This is a genomic window from Pantoea sp. X-Soil-YNGN-785 (assembly GCF_059730585.1).
The window spans coordinates 1,729,940-1,750,914 of the sequence record NZ_AP035942.1 but is presented as its reverse complement, the minus strand read 5'-3'; the positions used below and the strand labels follow the sequence as shown (position 1 = coordinate 1,750,914).

Annotated in this window: 15 protein-coding genes; 1 reads left to right on the top strand and 14 read right to left on the bottom strand. The window is 60.5% G+C overall.

Annotated features, from left to right (window positions below; all coding sequences use genetic code 11):
* Positions 1 to 112: 112 nt before the first annotated feature.
* The 7 genes from AC6I8E_RS08085 to AC6I8E_RS08055 form a co-directional block, all read right to left on the bottom strand.
* Complete coding sequence (locus AC6I8E_RS08085; RefSeq protein ID WP_179291173.1) at positions 113 to 1,546, bottom strand: YchO/YchP family invasin; 1,434 nt, start codon at positions 1,544 to 1,546, stop codon at positions 113 to 115.
* A 174-nt stretch (positions 1,547 to 1,720) separates the two neighbouring features.
* Positions 1,721 to 2,518, bottom strand: a complete 798-nt coding sequence (locus AC6I8E_RS08080) for a glucose 1-dehydrogenase (RefSeq protein WP_033732425.1) — start codon at positions 2,516 to 2,518, stop codon at positions 1,721 to 1,723.
* Between the two features lie 11 nt (positions 2,519 to 2,529).
* Positions 2,530 to 3,597, bottom strand: coding sequence for an ABC transporter permease (locus AC6I8E_RS08075; protein WP_013357650.1), 1,068 nt, complete (start codon positions 3,595 to 3,597; stop codon positions 2,530 to 2,532).
* Between the two features lie 38 nt (positions 3,598 to 3,635).
* A complete protein-coding gene (locus tag AC6I8E_RS08070; protein WP_095707295.1) occupies positions 3,636 to 5,168 on the bottom strand; it encodes a sugar ABC transporter ATP-binding protein in 1,533 nt (510 codons plus the stop codon).
* A 10-nt stretch (positions 5,169 to 5,178) separates the two neighbouring features.
* Positions 5,179 to 5,790, bottom strand: a complete 612-nt coding sequence (locus AC6I8E_RS08065) for a DUF2291 family protein (protein ID WP_013357648.1) — start codon at positions 5,788 to 5,790, stop codon at positions 5,179 to 5,181.
* 45 nt (positions 5,791 to 5,835) lie between these two features.
* Positions 5,836 to 6,771: a D-ribose ABC transporter substrate-binding protein gene (locus AC6I8E_RS08060; RefSeq protein WP_033732417.1), complete on the bottom strand. Its 936-nt coding sequence runs from the start codon at positions 6,769 to 6,771 to the stop codon at positions 5,836 to 5,838.
* 55 nt (positions 6,772 to 6,826) lie between these two features.
* Complete coding sequence (locus AC6I8E_RS08055) at positions 6,827 to 7,624, bottom strand: GolD/DthD family dehydrogenase (protein ID WP_095707296.1); 798 nt, start codon at positions 7,622 to 7,624, stop codon at positions 6,827 to 6,829.
* Positions 7,625 to 7,976: 352 nt separating this feature from the next.
* Between AC6I8E_RS08055 and AC6I8E_RS08050 the strand changes: the two genes are divergently transcribed.
* Positions 7,977 to 8,789: a DeoR/GlpR family DNA-binding transcription regulator gene (locus AC6I8E_RS08050; RefSeq protein ID WP_033782898.1), complete on the top strand. Its 813-nt coding sequence runs from the start codon at positions 7,977 to 7,979 to the stop codon at positions 8,787 to 8,789.
* A 193-nt stretch (positions 8,790 to 8,982) separates the two neighbouring features.
* Here the strand turns inward: AC6I8E_RS08050 and cobA are convergent, their stop codons facing one another.
* The 7 genes from cobA to AC6I8E_RS08015 form a co-directional block, all read right to left on the bottom strand.
* Positions 8,983 to 9,864 (bottom strand): uroporphyrinogen-III C-methyltransferase, encoded by an 882-nt coding sequence (gene cobA, locus AC6I8E_RS08045; RefSeq protein ID WP_370421369.1) that lies wholly within the window; start codon positions 9,862 to 9,864, stop codon positions 8,983 to 8,985.
* Positions 9,864 to 12,482, bottom strand: coding sequence for a nitrate reductase (locus AC6I8E_RS08040; protein WP_497824655.1), 2,619 nt, complete (start codon positions 12,480 to 12,482; stop codon positions 9,864 to 9,866). Before AC6I8E_RS08040 ends, cobA begins: the two co-directional genes overlap by 1 nt.
* Positions 12,479 to 16,543 carry a nitrite reductase large subunit NirB gene (nirB, locus tag AC6I8E_RS08035; protein ID WP_497824654.1) on the bottom strand — a complete coding sequence of 1,355 codons (4,065 nt, stop codon included), beginning with the start codon at positions 16,541 to 16,543 and terminating at the stop codon, positions 12,479 to 12,481. The genes AC6I8E_RS08040 and nirB overlap by 4 nt, the downstream gene beginning before the upstream one ends.
* Before the next feature lie 10 nt (positions 16,544 to 16,553).
* Positions 16,554 to 17,342 carry an ABC transporter ATP-binding protein gene (locus tag AC6I8E_RS08030; protein WP_013357640.1) on the bottom strand — a complete coding sequence of 263 codons (789 nt, stop codon included), beginning with the start codon at positions 17,340 to 17,342 and terminating at the stop codon, positions 16,554 to 16,556.
* Positions 17,343 to 17,352: 10 nt separating this feature from the next.
* Positions 17,353 to 18,225: a nitrate ABC transporter permease gene (ntrB, locus tag AC6I8E_RS08025; protein ID WP_013357639.1), complete on the bottom strand. Its 873-nt coding sequence runs from the start codon at positions 18,223 to 18,225 to the stop codon at positions 17,353 to 17,355.
* Between the two features lie 11 nt (positions 18,226 to 18,236).
* Positions 18,237 to 19,487 carry a CmpA/NrtA family ABC transporter substrate-binding protein gene (locus AC6I8E_RS08020; protein WP_497824696.1) on the bottom strand — a complete coding sequence of 417 codons (1,251 nt, stop codon included), beginning with the start codon at positions 19,485 to 19,487 and terminating at the stop codon, positions 18,237 to 18,239.
* 262 nt (positions 19,488 to 19,749) lie between these two features.
* Positions 19,750 to 20,961, bottom strand: coding sequence for a nitrate regulatory protein (locus tag AC6I8E_RS08015; RefSeq protein ID WP_013357637.1), 1,212 nt, complete (start codon positions 20,959 to 20,961; stop codon positions 19,750 to 19,752).
* Between the last annotated feature and the right edge of the window lie 14 nt (positions 20,962 to 20,975).

Below are 20,975 nucleotides of genomic sequence, written 5' to 3'. Positions count from 1 at the left end.
ATAAGCCTGACGTTAGCCTGTCATCAGCACGACTCTGTGATGAACCCGGCCGGACGTGCCATGCACCGCGCCGGCCGGATTTACCTGCCAGCGCCGTGCTGGCAGGTTTCCGTTAGAGCGCCGTGCCGGTGGGTGCCATTAAATCGTAACGATCGTTCTGCGGGGATGCGTCCATGGCCATCGGCGGCTCAATTTTCAGGGTGATCCAGTTAGAGGTTACACGCTGCTGCTTGCTGTCCTCCAGCGTCACCGACAGCCGGTATTCGTTGCTGGCGTCTGGCGACGGATCCCATTGCGGTAGGATCACACTCCAGCCCTGCGGATCCGCATTATTGGCCGGTGGCGTCAGGCTCAGCGCCTGCGTGTCACCCTGCCAGCTCACTGCCTTGATGTCATTGCTGGCCCGCACCTGCAGCTTCAGCGGCAGGCTCTCGCCACTGCTTAACTGCCAGGGAGGTGTCGCCAGGAACACCGACAGCGTTTTGCGCTGACGGAATGCGAGCACCGGCGTATCGCTGCGGGTCACGGTATCGTAACGGCTGCCGCGCAGGGAGCGCGCTTCGGCGACGTTACCGGCATCAAGCTGACGGCTCAGCGCTACGCCAAAGCGGTAGTTCAGTTTCAGCCCCAGCTGATCCTGGCTTTCACCGGCACTGCTGGTTTTGTGGGTGGCCGACAGCGTTACCAGCGGCACCGGCGTGTAAGAGAGGCCAAACGACATGGCGGAGGGATTGTGATAGCGGTTGCCGCTGTTAAACAGATCGACATTCTCACCCAGATATTGCTGATAGCTCACCGAGACGCCCAGTTGACGATAAAAGGGCAGATAGCTCTGGCTGGTGATGTCATAGCCGCGCGCCATGCGCTGCTGCTGCGCGTTGCCCAGATTTTTCCAGCCGGAAAGCGGCTGATAGTAGTTGGCAGAGAAACGCATCGAATCACTCCAGGCCTCAGTCCCCACCGAGGCGCGCTGCAGGCCGCTGCTGAAGACATGATCGACAAAGCCGTTGTAGCCCAGCAGCCAGTTACCGGCGTCCCAGCGTTGTCCCAGTCCCGCATTGCCGACCAGACCCTCGCCGGTATCATGCAGGCCAAGCTGGCTGAAGGTAAGCAGGCTGTTCTCGTCGGCCAGTGCGCTGAAGAGATCGCCGCCCGTGCCGGCAAAGTTACCGTTCATGTCGACTTTCAGATCGAGCTGCGCGGTGCCGTAAGGGGAAAGCAGTGACTGCCCTTCACTCTCGACCCGGTCGGCCACTTCATCGCGCAGATGATTGAAGGCCCAGACGCCCGCCTGCTGGCCAAACGTCACATTGCTGTCGCTGTTGTTACTCGCTTCACCGATGCTTTTCGCCACGGCTGCCAGCTTTTTGCTCCACGCTTCATCCTCATCGCGGGTGCTGCCAAGCGTCGGCAGCGACTCACTGTAGCGCGCAGGATTGTCGAATGGCGTTTCTGACACTGCCGTTTCAGTCTGAAACGCACGGGCGCTCTGCAAGGCAGAGAGCGACAGCGCAATCAAAGAGAGAACCCCTGTTTTCCGTATCATGTCACCCGGCACATTGATTAGTGTGTTGCTGCGATTAAAGACAAATCATCAGCACTTACCTTAACATATTGTGACGGCGATGCAGGACAGCGGCGGCGAATTGTGCATATCCCGGAAAAATCCGGGCAAAAAAAGGCCTGCGTTCAGAGCAGGCCCGACGCCGAAAAGCGGATATCAGGAGAAGATTAACCCGCCATCCACATTAATGGTCTGGCCGGTAATATAGCGCGCATCGTCTGAGGCTAGGAAAGCCACCAGTCCGGCGACATCTTCCGGCTGACCGGCACGCTTCAGCGGAATGTTTTTCACCCACTCCGCCATCAGCTCACCTTTGCCGTAGGTTTTCTCCTCGCTGCTGAGGATCTCGCCCCAGACGCGATCATTGTAATCCCACATCTCACTCTCAATGATGCCGGGACAGAAGGCGTTGACCGTAATGTTCCACGGTGCCAGCTCCAGCGCCAGACTCTGCGTAATGCCGATGACCCCCATTTTGCTGGCGGCATAGTGCGGCGTGTAAATAAAACCCTGTCGTCCCTGCCCAGATGAGGTGTTAATCAGACTGCCGCTGCCCTGCTTCACCATATATTTCGCCGCTTCACGACAGCAGAGCCAGACGGCAGTGGTGTTCACGGCCAGAATCCGTTCAAAGTCGCTTTTCGGCATGGTGTCGAAGCGGTCAATGGTAATCACGCCCGCATTCTGAATCGAGACGTCAATCTGACCAAAGCGTTCAAAGGCCTGCTGATAGAGCTGCTGCACCGCCGCTTCATCTGTGACGTCGACCTGCAGCGCCAGAATCTCACTGCCATACTGCTGCGAAAGCTGGTCAGCGGTGGCAAAGACCCGATCGGCATTCGACACCATCACCAGCCTGGCCCCATCGCGGGCGAAACGCGCCGCGATCCCGGCACCGATGCCGCGACAGGCACCGGTAATCACCACTGTTTTTCCACGTTGCTCGCGGCTCATAATCGCTCCTGTTAACTGTGACGGATATCAGTGAGAGGCACTGCCTGCTGCTTTTTTTCATGGCGACGCAGCAGCACCACTTTGCTTTGCAGACGTTGCTGGAACTGGTCGATCACGACGGCTGTGACAATCACCAGACCTTTAATCACCATCTGCCAGAAATCGCTGACGCCCATCATCACCATGCCATCCGCCAGGAAGACGATAACGAACGCGCCAATAATTGAGCCGGACACCCGGCCACGTCCGCCCGCCAGCGCCGTGCCGCCCAGCACGGTGGCACCAATGGCGTCCATCTCAAACATGTTGCCGGTCATCGGATGCGCGGTCTGCAACTGAGACGCCACTACCAGCCCGACCAGACCGGCGCAGAGGCCGGAAAAGGCGTAAACAAAAATTTTCACTTTGATAATCGGCACGCCCGCCAGCCGCGCGGCGGACTCATTGCCGCCAATGGCGTAGATGTAACGGCCCAGCGGGGTTTTGCGCGTCAGGTAGAGGCCGAGCAGCAAGAAGCCGAGCATCAGCCAGATCGGCAGATACACCCCCAGCACGGTACCGGAACCCAGCAGGGCAAAACCGGTGTTGCCCAGCGCGGGCATCCCGACCAGATTGGCGTAGGTGCCGCCATCGTTGAACAGCAGTGCCGCACCGCGCGCCACATACATCATGCCCAGGGTGCAGATAAAGGGAGCCACGCCCAGCCGGGTGATCACCGTACCGTTAATCAGCCCCACCAGCACGCCAAAGATCGCCACCACCAGAATCACTTCAGGCACGTTGAGAAACAGCGTATTGCCGCCCCATAACGGAATGCCACTGGTCAGCAGCGCACCCGCCACCATGCCGCAAATCCCGGCGACCGCGCCTACAGAGAGATCGATACCGCCGGTGAGGATCACCAGCGTCATCCCTATCGCCAGCAGCCCGGTAATGGCGACGTGCTGCGTCATAATCAGCAGGTTAGAGGGGGTCAGAAAGTTCGGCACCATCACGCTGAAGAAGCCGACCACAATCAGCAACGCAATAAAGGTGCGCGCCTTGAGCAGGTACATATAGAGCAGATATTTTTGGTTCATGACGTTCTCCGGCCAGCTTAGCCCAATGGGCCAGGTGCTTAATCCTGCGGGGTTGATGCCGCGATCAGATGTTCTCTCGTTGCCGCTGCGCGGGGCAGATCGGCCGTTATCCGGCCATCGGCCATCACTAAAATGCGGTCCGCCAGCGCCATCACCTCATCCAGCTCGGACGACGAAAACATCACGGCCAGCCCCTGTTGTGCCAGATTGCCAATCAGGTGATAAACATCGGTTTTGGCACCGACATCGATGCCGCGCGTCGGCTCATCCAGCAATACCACCTGCGGCCCGGTCATCAGCGCCTTACCCAGCACCACCTTCTGCTGATTACCGCCACTCAGCGCCGTGACCGGCAGATCGGGATCGCTGACTTTAATCGCCAGATGGCCGATCATCTCACTGACCCGCTGCTGCTCCCGGCCCGGATTCAGCAGCCCCAGCGCCCGACGAAAACCGCGCAGGCTGAAGTCAGAAAGCGTCATATTGGCGGTAACCGACATCAGTTCAATCACCCCTTCGCCTTTACGATCTTCGGGCACCAGCGCGATGCCGCTTTTCAGCCGCTGCTGAAAACTGCGTTTCGCCAGATCCTTACCGGACAGCCGGACCCGGCCCGACTGACAGGGCATCAGCCCAATCAGCCCCTTAAACAGCTCCGTGCGTCCCGCGCCCAGCAGTCCATAAATGCCGATCACCTCGCCTTTACGCAGGCTGAAACTGACCTCATTAAGCTTGTAGCCGCCGTTCTGATGCAGCGCGGTCAGCCCCTCAACCTCCAGCACCGTTTCCCCTTGTGGCGCAGGCTGATAGTCGAACTGTTTTTTCTTATCGCCCACCATCTGGGCGATAATCCACGGCACGCTGGCGTCGCGCACCTCGCGCTCACTGATAAAGCGCCCATCGCGAAAAATGGTGATGTGATCGCCTATCTCCATCAGCTCTTCCAGTCGGTGTGAGATATAGATAATGGTGACGCCGCGCCGCTTCAGCTGATCGATGACATTGAACAGCACTTTCACTTCCGACTGGCTCAGGGCGCTGGTGGGTTCATCCATGATCAACACCCGGGTATCCTTCGACAGCGCCCTGGCAATCTCCACCAGTTGCTGATGCCCGATGCCCAGCTCGCCCAGCGGCGCATAGGGATCGACATCGAGCTGCAGCCGCTGCAGCAGCGATTTCGCCAGCGCGTACTGATACTTTTCATTGATGACGCCGCGCTGGAAAAACTCGTTGGCGATAAAAATGTTGTCCATCACGTTCATGTTGGGAAACAGATTCAGCTCCTGGAAAATGATACTGATCCCCTGCTTCTCCGCCTGATGGGTGGAGTTCAGCGACACCACCTGGCCATCCAGCAGGATCTCGCCCGACGACGGCGTTTCCACCCCGGCCAGCATCTTCATCATGGTGGACTTGCCGGCCCCGTTCTCCCCGATCAGGACATTCACTTTGTTGCGATAAACGCGATAGCTGACCTGATCGAGCGCGGTCACACCAGGATAGAGACGCGACACGTTGCGCGTTTCGATAATCACGTCGCCGGACGTTTGCGGTTGCGGATTTTGCATCTGCCGCTCCTTATTGCCGGGTGATGGCAGCCGGAGTGATATCCGGCAGCTGTTGCGGAATGTCCCAACTGCTGAACACGCCAGTAACACTCACTTTGTCGCCGACCTTCGGCGCGAACTGCTGCATCAGGGTTGAGGCGTGCTGGTTGATCGCCTTGCCGTAATCACCAAACAGTACCTGATCGTTGAAGTCCTGATAGCTCGCGCCTTTATAGACATCGCGCAACGCCGTGCCACGAATGATTGGCCCGACCTGTATAGTGACGCTGTCACCTGATTCATCCTTCACGGCCATCTTTCCGCTGCGGGAAGTGGTATTGACAGCCGTTACCTCGCCGCGAACGGAAACGCTGAAAACACAGGGATTCTCAGCCTGACTGCGATAACCGTAGGTCTGGCAGGCGCTGTCAAAGTCTTTGGCAGATTGCAGCGACGACATCAGCGTCGCCAGCGGTTTCGCCTCGGCCTGGACCTGCGGCACCAGCTTCTGCTGCCAGAGCTGGTCGATGTTGGCCATCTTCGGATTGGGGGGATTCTTCAGGTCAGCCAGCTCCTGCTGCGACACAATTTTGCAGCCACCTGACAGCATGACCACTAGCGTCAGCCAGACTCTTCGGGACATCTTCTTCTCCCTGGCGCCCGCTTTCGCAGGCGCGGCAGCGGTTAATTACGACTTGTAGTTAAAGTCCTGGACGCCTTTGGCGTTTTCCGGGGTAATCAGAATGCCGCGGAACATCACCCGCTGTTTTTCCGGCTTCACGCCTTTCTGAATGAAGTTATCGAGATCGGTCACGCCTTCGGCGGCGATCGCCTGGGCCTGCAGCATCACCGTGGCTTTCAGCGTGCCTGCTTTCACCGCATCGCGTTCATCGTTGCTGCCATCAATCCCTACCACGATCACATCGTTGCGACCGGCTGCTTTGAGTGCCGCAATCGCGCCCAGCGCGACCGGACCGTTACCGCAGATCACCCCTTTCACATCGGGATGCGCCTGCAGGATGCTGTCCATGATGCGCTTGCCGTCGATCAGGGTGCCTTTGGCATCCTGACGCGCCACACTCTGCATATCGGGATATTGATCCAGCACCTGATGGAACGATTTTGAGCGGGTCACACAGTTGTTGTCGGCCAGGTTACAGGCGAGCTCGGCGTATTTGCCCTTTTCCCCCATCTTCTCGACAAAGACGTTGGCCACATCTGAACCCGCCTGGAAGTTGTTGTGGGTAATCTGCGCCAGCGCCACGTCATCCACCGGGATTTCACGGTTGATCAGCACCACCGGAATCCCGGCATCTTTGGCTTTTTTGATCGCCGCCACACTGGCGGTGGAGTCGGCGTTATCCAGCACGATACCCTGCACTTTCTTACCGATAGCGGCGTCGATCAGTTCGCTCTGCTTCTTCACATCTTCGCCGTGCGACAGCACCGTGGTTTTGTACCCCAGCGCCTGTGCTTTGAGATTGGCGCCTTTGGCTTCAGAGGCGTAGTAAGGATTATCGAGTGAGTTAACCAGAATCATAATGGTGCCTTTTTCGGCGGCCAACGCCGCCTGAGAAACCAGACAGGCAGCCACGGCAGTGCACAGCAGGGTACGGTTTTTCATGATGTTCTCTCTTATCGTTATGGCAGGGTATGAAGTCCCGGGTGTTGGGTTGGCCTTACCAGATGGTGAAGCCACCATCGATCATCAAATCTGCGCCGGTAATCATGTCGCTGCCGTTGCTGGCGAAGAACAGTACGGCGGCGGCGATCTCATCGGTATAGGCAAAGCGACCGAGCGGAATCAGCTTTTTCATCTGCTCGCCCTTCTCGCCGCGCCAGGCTTTCTCGCCCATCGGCGTCAGTACTACGGTAGGCGACAGGGTATTTACGTTAATGCGATGCGTGGCAAACTCTTTAGCCATCACTTTGGTCATGCCCAGCAGGCCCGCTTTGGCGGAGGTATAGGCGACATGGTTGTCGATCGCGATGGACGCCGCCTGGGAGGCGATATTGATAATTTTGCCGCCTGCGCCAGCACGGATCATCAGCCGTGCGGCCGCCTGCGAGCAGAGGAAAGGTCCGGTGAGATTTACCGCGATCTGCTTCTGCCACTCGGCAAAATCGGTCTCAATCACCGGCTGCAGCATCACGTAGCCTGCGCAGTTGACCAGGATATCGATGCGGCCATAGTGGGCAACCACCGCGTCAAACGCCTCTTCCACCGACGCGGGATCGGTGACATCACAGCAGACAAACTGCACCCGATCGGCCGCGAAGTCCGCCTGCAGACGGGCAACTTTCTCCGCTTCAAATGGCGGATAGAGCAGTGCCAGACGCGCGCCCTTCTCCAGCAGCATGCCATTAGTCGCCATCGCGATGCCGCCCAGCCCGCCAGTCACCACCGCCACCTTACCGGCCAGGTTCATTGCGGTATCCACGCCGTAGCGCAGGTTTACGTCATATTCACCACTCATCCCACTCTTCCCCTCATATTTTTGCTGATGCCGCTGACTCAATCATTTTCGAACAAAAATATAAGCTATCGAAAAGAAATGATATGTGGGGCAGATCAAATTTCGACCATCTGCCGTTCAAAGCGGCTTATCTGATTGAAAAGACGTGATCTGGCTTCCAGTCCCGAAATAAAGCCTGCTGCCTGCAATCCGGAAACCCTGAAAGATTCAATAACCTGCGGATTATTTGCTTTCGTTCGAAAATCAAAGGCAATTCAGGTCATCTCGCATTCATAAAAATGGCGCGTTAAACTCAGCGACAGAGACCTTGTTCGCCCGAGCCATCAGGTTACTGGAAAAGGGAGCATTTCGATTGAAAAGCAAAAGTGAGCAGTTCGCTGACATGCAGCAACGCCGCGAGAAAATTCTGGAGATGATCCGTGAAGATGGTACGGTCACGGTCAAAGCGCTGACCGAGACCTTTGGACTGACTGAAGCCACATTACGCAGCGACCTGCGCATGCTGCAAAAACAGGGGTTTGTGCAGCGCTACCACGGTGGCGCAACGCTGATGACGGGCAAGCAGAATACCGGCGCGATGCTGCTGGAGCGGCAGACCCATCTGGAGGAGAAAGAGGCGATTGGCCGACTGGCGGCGCAGCATATCGAAAATGGCGACACGGTGATTTTCGATTCCGGTACCACCACCACCGCGATTACCGACGCCATCAGCCATATCCGCCGTTTATCGGTGGTGACCACGGCGGTTAATATCGCCCTGAAACTGGGCGGCGAGCCGGGCATCAATATCCTGCTGACCGGCGGTACTTTTAAATTTCCGACGCTTTCCACCTCGGGCGAGAAGGCGGCCAGTTTTTTCGAAAATGTGCTGGCCGAAAAACTCTTTCTTGCCACCGCCTGCATTTCACCGCGTCTGGGCCTGAGCTTCCCCAGCGAAACGGACATTAAGGTCAAACTGGCGATGATCAAATCAGCCAGCACGGTTTACGTGGTGGCGGACTCCAGCAAAATCGACAAGGTGTCGATGTTCGCGCTGCCCTGTGACTGGAGCAACATCCACTACCTGATCACCGACAGCGGCATCAGCACCGCGCAGGTTAAAGCGTTTGAAGCCTTAGGCGTGAAAGTGCTGGTGGCCCCGCTGCCGCTGAAGCGGGCGATGTAATTGAGCATGCGTACCGAAGTGCCGTGAGTGATTCCAGAACACTGAGAAACGAGAATTTCAGGCGCAGGAAAGCGCGGGCATTGCAGCAAACCCGCACCAATCCTAACCGTGCAGGAATGGCCTGCCTGAAGAGCAAAGTGTGCGAGCCAGGGAGGGCGAGCCCAGTCCGCAGGGATGCGGGATCCCTTTGCGATCAGGCAGGCTTTTCCTGCACGACGCACCGTACTTCCTGCTCAAGGCACCCGACTTCCTGCACGTCGCACCGGCTCACCGTCGCATCCCCCCGCACCTGCAAATCCGCCCGATAAAACCGCACGACCTCACCCACCACCAACAGCGACGGCGACACCGGCTTCTCCTGCGCTACCGTCTCCGCCAAGCCACCCAGCGTGGTAATCAACACCCGCTGATCCGGCCGGGTTCCATTCTCAATAATCGCTACCGGCGTCTCCGGATCACGCCCCTGCGCCTGCAACTGCGCACTGATCGACGCACTCCAGCTCAATCCCATATAAAACACCAGCGTCTGATTCACCGCCGACAGCGCGGCTGCATCCAGCTGCGGCTCGCCACTCCGGCCATGGCCGGTAATCAACCGCAGAGACTGCGCACAATCCCGATGCGTCAGCGGAATCCCGCTGGCCGCCGCACAGCCCACCGCCGCCGTAATCCCCGGCACCACCTCACAGCGAATCCCGGCCTGCTGCAGACTCACCATCTCCTCGCCACCGCGACCAAAAATAAACGGATCGCCTCCCTTCAGCCGGATCACATTGCGCCCGCTGCGCGCCAGATCCACCAGCAGCTGATTAATCTGCGCCTGCTTCAATCCGTGCTGCCCCGGCTGCTTACCTACGTCAACGCATAACGCGCTCTCCGGCACTTCCGCCATCACCGCTTCACTCACCAGCCGGTCATACACCACGACTTCAGCCCGCTGCAGCAACCGCAACGCCTTCACCGTCAGCAACTCCACATCACCAGGGCCTGCGCCAACCAGCCACACCACACCCTGCGGCTTTGCCACACCGGCCGGGGCCAGTAACTTATCCAGAGAATCAATTGCTCGCGTCATCATTCCTCCACAACCACGTCGGACAACAAAAGCTGCTTCAGCTCCGGAATACAGGAGCCACACTGCGTGCCGCACTTCAGCTTCCGGCCCAGTGCCTGAGTGGTTCGACACCCCTGCGCTATCGCCTGCAAAATCGTCTGCTCACCCACCGCCATACAGCTACAGATAATCCGGCCTGCCGCGCTGCGCTGCACCGACTGGCCCGCCAGCACGCTGTGCCGCCCGTCAGCATCCTGCGGCGCATCCGCAAAGGCCGCCGCGACAAATGCACTATCAATCGACGGCAACATGGATCCGGCATAAAACGCCAGCTGTAACACACCGTCACGCCATGCCAGCAGCCGGTAATCATTGCCGCTGCCAGTGGCGACCTGCAGGTCACAGCCTGACACATCAACCTGCCCGGCCAGCCACGCCTGCGGCGATCCCTCGCCTGCTACCGCATAACGCTGCACCGCCGCATAGGGCGCACGCGACCAGTAACGCAATCCTGCGGGCTGCGTAATCCCGCGCTGCCACAACCAGCCCTGCCAGCTCACGGCCAGCGGCAGAATCCGGACCGGCGTCTGCTTCAGCGCAGGCTGCCCTGAAAACGGACAGGCGCGGGCGGCGACCAGCATATCGACGTGACTCTGCTGACTGAACTGCCGGTTCCAGTGCATCGGCACAAACAGCTCGCCGCGCCGCATCCCGGCATCAATGCGCACCCGCGCACTGATCCAGCCCTGTACTGACTGCACCCGTGCCAGACCGCCTGCCGTCACGCCATACTGCGCGGCGTCAGCCGGATGAAGGGCCACAAATGGCTCATCACAATGCTGCATCAGACGCGGCACCAGCCCGGTGCGCGTCATGGTATGCCACTGATCGCGCACCCGACCGCTGTTCATCAATAGCGGATAAGCCGCATCACGCGGGGTTAAGGCGGGCGTGGCCGGGACAAGCAGCCGGGCTTTGCCGTCAGGGTGAAAAAAGCGGCGATCGCCAAACAACCGCGCACAGCCCTGCGGATGAGCAGCATTTACCGGCCACTGGACCGGACGCAGCGCATCCCATTCGGCCTGGCTCAATTGCGACAGGCCGCTGATATCAAATGCCCGCTGACCGTCATTCTCAAAACCCGACAGCGCCGCGTGCTCGCAGAAAATCTCAGCCGGATGCTGCCAGTTAAATCCCTCACGGAACCCCAACCGCTGCGCCACCTGCGCCAGCAGCCACCAGTCAGGCCGGGTATCACCTGGTGCGGCGGCAAAGGCGCGCTGCCGCGAAATACGTCGTTCTGAGTTCGTCACGGTGCCGTTCTTCTCGCCCCAGCCCTGGGCGGGCAGCAGAATATCGGCAAAAGTGCTGGTGTCGGTCTGCGCCATCACATCTGAGACAATGACCAGCGGACAGGCCGCCAGCGCCTGTGCCACGCGATTGCCTTCCGGCATCGACACCGCCGGATTAGTGCCCATAATCCACACTGCTTTCACCTCGCCTTCGGCAATCGCCCTGAAGAGATCCAGCGCCATCAGCCCCGGCTGGCGGGCTATCGACGGGCTGCGCCAGAAACGCTGCACCCGGTCGCAATCCTGGTCAGTAAAACTCATGTGCGCTGCCAGCTGGTTCGCCAGACCGCCCACTTCGCGACCGCCCATCGCATTTGGCTGTCCGGTCAGCGAAAAAGGCCCGCAGCCCGCACGGCCTATTATGCCTGTCAGCAGATGCAGATTAAGAATCGCCTGGTTATTGTCGCTGCCGGTGGCGGACTGATTAATCCCCATGCACCACAGCGTCAGCACCCGATCGTGCTGGCTGAACAGCCGGAAAAAATGCATCACCTGCTGTTCCGTTAAATCACAGGTCTCTGCGACCCGCGCGACATCCCACTGCGCGGCGGCGGCCAGGGTTTCACTCACGCCATTCAGGTGCGGCAGCATGCTGGCATCAAGACCATCGTTCTGCGCCAGCCAGTGCAGCAGACCGGAAAACAACGCCGAATCGCTGCCGGGACGCAGTGGCAGATGCAGATCGGCCTGATCACAACTGGCCGTGCGGCGCGGATCGATAACAACTATGCGCATCGCCGGTCGCTGCAGCTTCGCCTGCATCAGCCGCTGCCAGACCACCGGATGTGCCCAGGCAGCATTGGACCCCACCAGCAAAACCAGATCGGCCTGCTCCAGATCCTCATAACAGCAGGGCACCGCATCTGCCCCCAGCGCCCGCTTATAACCGACTACGGCTGATGCCATACAGAGCCGCGAATTGGTATCGATATTGGCGGCACCGATGTAGCCCTTCATCAGCTTATTGGCAACGTAGTAATCCTCGGTCAGCAACTGGCCTGAACCGTAAAACGCCACCGCCTGCGGACCATGCTGATCGATCACCGCCCGTAATCCTGCCGCTGCCGCATCCAGCGCCGCATCCAGGCTGACCGGCTGGCCGTTAACCTGAGCGGTAAGAAGACGCCCCTGTGGCGTCAGCGTCTCGCCCAGCGCCGCGCCCTTAACGCACAACCGGCCTGCGTTAGCGGGATGGTGCGGATCGCCGATCACCGTTGCCTGATGATTGCCCTGCGGCGTGATGCAGACGCCACAGCCGACGCCGCAATAGGGACAGGTGCTGTTCATGATGCCTGCGCCAGCGGATTTTGCGGGCGGTTTGCCAGCCAGATCTGCCCCGCTTCCAGCTTCACCGGCCAGCAGCGCAGCTGATGCTGCGGATTATCCAGACTCTGTCCGTCACGCAGCCTCACCCGCTGCTTGTAGAGCGGAGAGATCACCACCGGCTCGCCGCCGACGTCACCCAGAATCCCGCGCGACAGCACGCTGGCATCGCTGCCAGGCTCACGATCCTCCAGCGCATAGAACGCGTCGCCAAAGCGGAACAGCGCAACACGCTCGCTGCCGAGTCGCGCCCCGATCCCTGCTTCAGGCGGAATCGCTTCCAGTGCGCAGACGGCGCTCCACGGCTCGGCGGGCAGCTGCAGCAGCGGACGCGCAGCCACGGCTTCAGGCTGCCGCTGACCGCGTACCCGGCTGTAGTGCAGGGTTTCATCGGGCTGCTCGCTGTTGATCGTCGGCGTAAACAGCGCGAGCCGCGACGGGTCCGCCAGCGTGGTCTGCCACTCGCACTGCCAGGCGTCAACCACCCGCTGCATCTCCTGCTCCAGCGTCTCGCCCAGCCCAAGGCTGTCCTCAATCACCACCTGCCGCAGGTAATCAAGACCGCCTTCCAGATTGTCCAGCCAGACGCTGGTGCGTTGCAGACGATTAGCCGTACGGATATAGAACATCAGCAGGCGATCGACATAGCGCAGCAGCGTGGCATCGTCGAGGTCGCTGGCGAACAGATCGGCGTGGCGCGGCTTCATGCCGCCATTGCCGCACACATAGAGGTTCCAGCCCTTTTCGGTGGCGATCACACCGATATCTTTGCTCTGCGCTTCCGCACACTCGCGGGTACAGCCCGAAACCGCCATTTTGATTTTGTGTGGGGCGCGTAGTCCCTTGTAACGGTTCTCCAGCGCGATGGCGAAGGCCGTCGAGTCCTGCACGCCGTAGCGGCACCAGGTCGATCCGACACAGGACTTCACGGTGCGCAGCGACTTGCCGTAGGCGTGACCGGTTTCAAAACCGGCCTCAAGCAGCGTCTGCCAGATAGCGGGCAGCTGATCAAGGCGCGCGCCAAACAGGTCGATACGCTGCCCGCCGGTGATTTTGGTGTAAAGGTCATAACGCGCCGCCACTTCACCGATGGCGATCAGCCCCTGTGGCGTGATTTCACCCGCCGGAACGCGCGGCACCACCGAATAGGTGCCATCTTTCTGGATGTTGGCGAAGTAGCGGTCGTTGGTATCCTGTAGCGGCAGGTGCGCCGGTTTCAGCAGATAGTCGTTCCAGCAGGAGGCAAGAATCGACCCCACCAGCGGCTTGCACACTTCACAGCCCTGCCCCCTGCCGTGTGAGGCCAGCAGCGCATCAAAGGTTCTGAACTCACCGGCCCGTACCAGGTGATAAAGCTCCTGCCGTGAATAACTGAAGTGGTCGCAGACATCTTTTTTCACCTCGACGCCGAGAGTTTCCAGCTGAAACTCCATCACCTGCTTCACCAGCGCCGCACAGCCGCCGCAGCCGGTGGCCGCTCTGGTGCAGCTTTTGATGCTGCTCATCTCACCGCATCCGCCTTTCACCGCCGCGCAGATATCGCCCTTGCTGACGTTGTGACAGGAGCAGACCTGGGCGCTGTCGGGCAACGCTGCGACGCCTGGTGCTTTCGGCGCCCCGGCCAGCGCAGGCAGGATCAGGCTCTCCGGCGCGGCAGGCAAGGGTAAATCGTTGAGCATCATCTGCAGCAGCGTGGCGTAATCGCTGCTGTCCCCGACCAGCACGCCGCCCAGCAGTCGGGTGCCCTCCGCAGAGACCACGATTTTCTTGTAGATGCCTTTTGGCCCGTCGGTCCAGTGATAGTGCTGGCTGCCCGCCGTGCGGCCATGCGCATCACCGAACGACGCGACCTCCACGCCCAGCAGTTTCAGCTTAGTGCTCATGTCCGCGCCGCTGAAGGCAGCCGGTTCAGCCGCCAGATGTCCGGCCAGCACCCGTGCCATCTGATAGCCCGGCGCGACCAGGCCAAAGATCTGGCCGTTCCACAGCGCGCATTCACCAATGGCAAACACGTCGTCATCACTGGTCTGACAGCGATCGTTAATCTCAATGCCGCCGTGCGGCCCGAGCGTCAGGCCCGCCTCGCGCGCCAGCTCATCGCGCGGACGGATACCGGCGGAGAACAGCACCAGGTCGCCGGGTAAATGGCTGCCGTCAGCAAAGCGCAGCACCACGCTGCCGTCGGGCTGCTGCTCAATCAGCTCGGTCTGTTTTGAGGTGTGAACCGTCACGCCCAGCGCATCGATCTTCTGACGCAGCATCAGTGCCCCGCCCTCATCAAGCTGTACCGCCATCAGGCGCGGCGCGAACTCCACGACGTGCGTCTCCAGCCCGAGCTGCCGCAGCGCATTCGCCGCTTCCAGACCCAGCAGGCCGCCGCCAATCACGATACCGCGCTGGCTATGCCGGGCGCAGGCGGCAATGGCATCCAGGTCATCCAGCGTGCGATAGACAAAACAGCGTTCGCCGTCGTGGCCCGGCACCGGCGGGACGAACGCGCGTGAGCCGGTCGCCAGCACCAGCTTATCCCACGCCAGCTCATTGCCCGCGCTGTCACGCAGGCTGCGCTGCTGGCGATCGATCGTCACTACTGTGCAGCCGCTGCGCAGTTCAATACCGTGCAGGGCAAAGAAGTCTGTGCCGACCAGCGACAGATCGCCGGCCGTTTTACCGTTGAAATAGTCTGACAGATGCACCCGATCGTAAGCCTGCTGGCGCTCCTCGCCATAAACCACGATGTGATAGTGCTGATGCAGTTCACGGGCAACCAGCTGTTCAAGAAAGTGGTGACTGACCATGCCGTGACCAATGACGGCTAAAACCGGTTTACTCATCTCAGGACTCTCTGCAGCCTGTGGCTGCGGTTCAGGTTGATCGTGATCGAACAGGGCATCGAGCGTGACAGGGTCGGCGCGCTGCAGACGTTCCAGCAGCGCGGGGCCCTGCCGGGTGTCGCCAGAGAGCAGCACGCCACAGAGGCGGCCCTGACGGAGAAAAAGGCGGCGGTAGTCGCCAGAGATAGGATCAAAACTGCTGATGGAGGATGCCTCGCTGACGTCGCCGGCGCTGAACAGCGAAATGCCGCTGACTTTGAGCCGCGTCGCCAGCGGCTCACTGACGAAATCCGCCAGCGGCGATCCCGTCAGCTGCGCCGCCAGAATCTGTGCCTGCGCCAGGCAGGGCGCGACCAGGCCAAAGGTTTCGCCCGCGATTTCGCAGCACTCGCCCACGGCGTAAACATCGGGAATGGCGCTGCGCAACTGACCATCGACCAGAATGCCGCGCTGACACGGTAGCCCTGCCGCCTGCGCCAGCGTCACCTCAGGCTGAACACCGATGGCGATCACCACCTGCGTGGCGGCGCAGTGACGCCCGCAGGTCAGCGTCACGCCAGCCTCGTCAATCGCCGTGAGTCCGCTGTTCAGTTCGCAGTGGATACCGCGTTGCGCTAAGGCCGCCAGCAGCAGCTCACCCGCTTTTGCATCCAGCTGGCGATCCAGCAGCCAGGGTTTATGGTGCACCAGCGTCACCTCACGGCCACGGGCGCGGAGTGCCGCCGCCGCTTCAATGCCGAGAAAGCCGCCGCCCAGGATCACTACCGGTCCCTGGCCCGCCAGCAGTCCCCGGACGTCGGCGATGCTGCGAAAACCCATGACGGACTCTGCGTCGATGCCGGGAATCGCGGGCAGACGGGGCTGCGATCCGGTGGCAAACACCAGCCGATCCCAGTCGAGCTGGCGCTGATCGGTCTGCACCGTCCGCGCCGCCAGATCGACCTGCTGCACGGTTTCACCGTTCAGCAGCGTCACGCCGTGCCGCTGATACCAGTCGCGATCGTGGATCAGGGTGTCAGTGAAGGACTTTTCACCCGCCAGCACCGGCGACAGCAGCACGCGGTTGTAGTTGCCGTGCGGCTCGCGGCCAATGACCGTAATGGCGTAACGCTGAGGCGCGAGCTGCAGCAGGCTCTCCACCATCTGCATCCCCGCCATGCCATTACCTATCACCAGCAACCGTTGCCTCATGGTCTGCTCCTTACGCTGCCGTGGTCTGTTTTTCATAGAGGAAATGCAGCACTTTCTGACGCAGCTGGTGGTAGCGCGGCTCATCCGCCAGCGCGACCCGCGAGCGCGGACGCGGCAGATCGACGGTGAGGATCTCCCCGACCTGCGCCGCCGGGCCGTTGGTCATCATCAGTACCCGATCGGAGAGCAGCACCGCTTCATCCACGTCATGGGTGATCAGCACAATAGTGGTGTTCAGCTCCTGCTGAATGCGCATCACGCTGTCCTGCAGGTGGGCGCGGGTTAAGGCATCCAGCGCGCCGAATGGCTCATCCAGCAGCAGCACGCGCGGCTTCATCGCCAGCGCCCGCGCAATGCCGACACGCTGCTTCATGCCGCCGGAGATTTCGCCAGGCCGCTTGTGCATGGCGTGGCTCATCTGCACCCGATTAAGGTTGTGCTCGATCCAGTCGCGCATCTCCGCTTTGCTGAAACGCCCTTTAAACACCTGCTGCACCGCCAGTTCGACGTTCTGAAATGCCGTCAGCCACGGCAGCAGCGAATGGTTCTGAAACACCACCGCACGCTCGGGACCCGGTCCGGTGATTTCGCGGTTATCACACAGCAGCACGCCGCTGCTGGGACGGGTTAATCCGGCAATCAGGTTGAGCAGCGTCGATTTGCCGCAGCCGGAGTGGCCGATCAGGCTCAGGGTTTCCCCTTCGTGGATATCAAAGCTGACGTTGTCCAGCGCCAGAAACTCGCCGCTGGCAGTGTTGAAACGCTGGCTCACCTGCTGAACGCGAATAATGTGTTGCATGGTGTTCTCCTTATTTTTCCCAGCTGAAACGACGGACCAGCAGCATCAGCGCCTGCTCCAGCAGCAGCCCGACGACGCCGATAATCAGGATGGCAATCAGAATGTTTGCCACGTTGAGGTTGTTCCACTCGTTCCAGATCCAGAAGCCAATGCCCAGCCCGCCGGTCAGCATTTCGGCGGCGACGATGACCAGCCAGGCGATGCCGATAGAGAGACGCACCCCGGTGAGCACCGCAGGCAGCACGGCGGGCAGCAGGATCCGGCGCATCACCGTCCATTCAGAGAGCTGTAGCACCCGCGCCACGTTGAGGTAATCCTGCGGAATACGCTGCACCCCTTCAGCGGTATTGATGATCATCGGCCAGATGGAACAGATGAAAATGGTCCAGCTGGCGGCAGGCTCGGCGCGCTGAAACAGCAGCAGTCCAATCGGCAGCCAGGCCAGCGGGCTGACCGGCCGCAGCAGGGCGATAATCGGATTGAACATGCGCGCCATAAAGGTAAAGCGCCCCAGCAGAAAACCCGCCGGGATGCCCACCAGCGCGGCAAGGCCGAAGCCGATGGCGACGCGCTGCAGCGAGGCCAGCACGTTCCAGCCGATGCCCTGATCGTTGGGGCCATTGCTGTAGAACGGGTCAGCAAACAGCACCTGCGCGGCCTGCCAGGTGGCATAAGGCGAGGGAAACGAGGGTTCGGACAGCGCCGCGAGCTGCCACACCAGCAACATCAGCAGCAGGCCGCCCGCGGCGGGAATGGCGCGCTGCAACAGCGGACGCAGCCGCGCCGGACGAACTGCGGCTTTCGGGATGATCTGTAGCGGAATAACGGTGGCACTGCCGGGGGTTTGCTCCGGCTGCGCCAGGGCGCGCGCGTCAGTTTTCATGGCAACCTCTCTTAACGTTTGATAGCGAAACTGGCGGCGTAGGCGGCAGGATTGCTGCCATCCCAGACTTTGCCGTCGATCAGGGTGCTGCTGCGCATCTCACTGGCGGGCAAGGTAATCTGCCCGACGGCGCTGGCGGCCTGTTTATAGACGTCGATGTGGTTGATCTGGCGGGCCACGGCGAGGTAATCGGGATCGCTGGTGAGCAGTCCCCAGCGTTTCATCTGGGTCAGGAACCACATGCCATCCGAGAGCCACGGAAAACTGACGTTGCCGTTGTCGAAGAAGCGCATCGGATGCGCGTCCTGCCACGACTGTCCCAGCCCGTTCTCGTACTGACCAAGCATCCGCCCCTGCAGCGTCTCCACTTTGGTGTTGATCCAGGCTCGACCGGCTAACACCTGCGCGGTTTCACGGCGGTTATCGTCTGAAGCATCGATCCAGCGCGCCGCCTCCAGCACCGCGGCAGTCAGCGCGCGGGCCGTATTGGGATTCTCTTTCACCCACTGTGCACGGGTGCCCAGCACCTTTTCCGGATGCTCCGGCCAGATCTGCTGGCTGGTGGCGGCGGTAAAGCCGATATTGTCGCTGATGGCACGCTGGTTCCACGGCTCGCCGACGCAGTAGCCGCTCATGTTGCCAATCTTCATGTTCATCACCATCTGCGGCGGCGGCACGACCACGGTGCGCACATCGTCAAACGGATGAATGCCGGCATTGGCCAGCCAGTAGTAGAGCCACATGGCGTGCGTACTGGTGGGAAAGGTGTGGGCGAAGGTCAGGCTGCCTTTAGGGCGGCTATCAACGGCTTTTTTCAGGCTGGCCGCATCGGTAACGCCACTGGCTTTCAGCTGGTTCGACAGAGTGATCGCCTGGCCGTTGTGATTGAGCGTCATCAGGTTCGCCATGTCGTGCTGCGGCCCCGCTACGCCAAGCTGCAGCGCGTAGATCATGCCGTAAAGCACATGGGCCGCATCCAGCTCGCCGGAGGTCAGTTTGTCACGCACCGCCGCCCAGCTCGCCTCTTTGCTGACCTGCAATGTCAGGCCATACTTTTTGTCGAAGCCTTTTACCGACGCCATGACGACCGGCGCGCAGTCGGTGAGTGGGATAAAGCCAACCCGCACCTGCGCCTTTTCTGGCGCATCGGTGCCTGCTGCCCAGACTGCATTTCGTAATCCCGGCACGATCCAGGCCGCACCCAGCGCTGCACCGGAGATCAGCGCCTGACGTCGTGTCAGTGAAAATGGCGTTTTGCTCATCATGTTGCCCCTGAACAGAAATAAAAAAAGGCGTCCTCCGACAAGCCGAAGCCTGCGGATGGACGCCTTTATCCAAAGCACTGACCCCACCGCCATTGGCGGGAGCAATGCGTACTCTCTGTAGGGTTAAAGCAAAGGGTGTGCCAGATCGCTGGAGCCGCGTTAAAGCCGACGTGCGGTGATGCGCTGCTGAATAATTAACCTTTTTTGCACGTTTCTGACGCAGATCACGCACAAAGGTTGTGCAGCTACCTCGTCCGGGTTAGTTGCTCAGGGTCTTCGCGACGGCCAGCACTGCCTGCGCGATCTCCAGTACGCGCTTATTCTGATTCATCGCACTTTTGCGCAGCGCCTGCCAGGCGGCCTCTTCGGTGAATCCCTGCTGCTGCATCAGCCAGTGTTTGGCCTGATCGATTACCCGTCGCTCGTCGAGTGAAGCGCGCATCGATGCCAGCTCATCCGCCTGCTGCTGAAGGCGCTGTGACTGCTCACCAATCAGCGACAGCACCGAGCGCCCGAGCTGCGGGGCCAGCCCGTCACTGCTGAGCGTTGACGCGCCGGGCAGCCAGTCAGCTCCGCAGACGTAGAGCGAAAAGTTGCTGTCACTCTGCACGACCGGCGATGCCGCCTGTTGCTGCGCCTGCTCAATCGCCTCACGACAGCGCTGCATCAGCGTGGCCGTCAGGGCATCCTCCAGCGTTTTCATCTGGTCCAGACGCTCGGAGAGCAGGGAAAACCACTCCAGCGCGCCGGTTTCATCATACTGGCTACCGGTGCAGGCGATGCGCCGCAGCCGTTCGATATCCCGGCTGGCCTGAGACAATGGCTGCCAGCTTTCACAGGCGGCGCTGTCGGCAAACTCCCGGAAGGTGGTAAAGCTCTGCTCCTGAGCCGCAATCAGCGCCACCATCTGGCTGCGCTGCTCAGGCGTGAAGTGCCGCGCCGCAAAGCCAGCTGAACCGATGGCCCGCTCCTGACCTGCCAGCTCTTTGCCCTGCATAAAGCTGAACAGCGCGATCAGTGCACGCGAGATATCGGGATCGCTGGCGGTGTCGGCTGCCTCAAAAACCAGATTAAGTAAGGTGCGGATAACCTGATTAAATGCCGCCATCGCCGCCGCCTGATCCCGCTCATGCTGGCTGATTTGCTGACGCAGCAGCGGTAATTCCGCCAGCGCCTGCAGGGCAGCCGCAATCAGGTTGCAGAAACGACTGAAGCCGGGCTGTGCGGTGGCGGACGGCAGCGCCTGATAGAAATGGTGCAGGCCGGCGCTGACCTCCTGCTGACGGGCGTGACGCTCGGTGCTGAACAGCGTGCCACCGGAGCAGATCCAGAGATTGTTTGCGCCGCGTTCCCGCTGCAGCCGATGAACCAGCTCACTGACGGCAGCCATCAGTTCGCCGGTCTTAAGCAGCCGTTGCAGGCTGGCAATATCGCTGTCACGCGATGCCTGCAGCCAGATCAGGGCATCCATGGTTCACCTCTCCG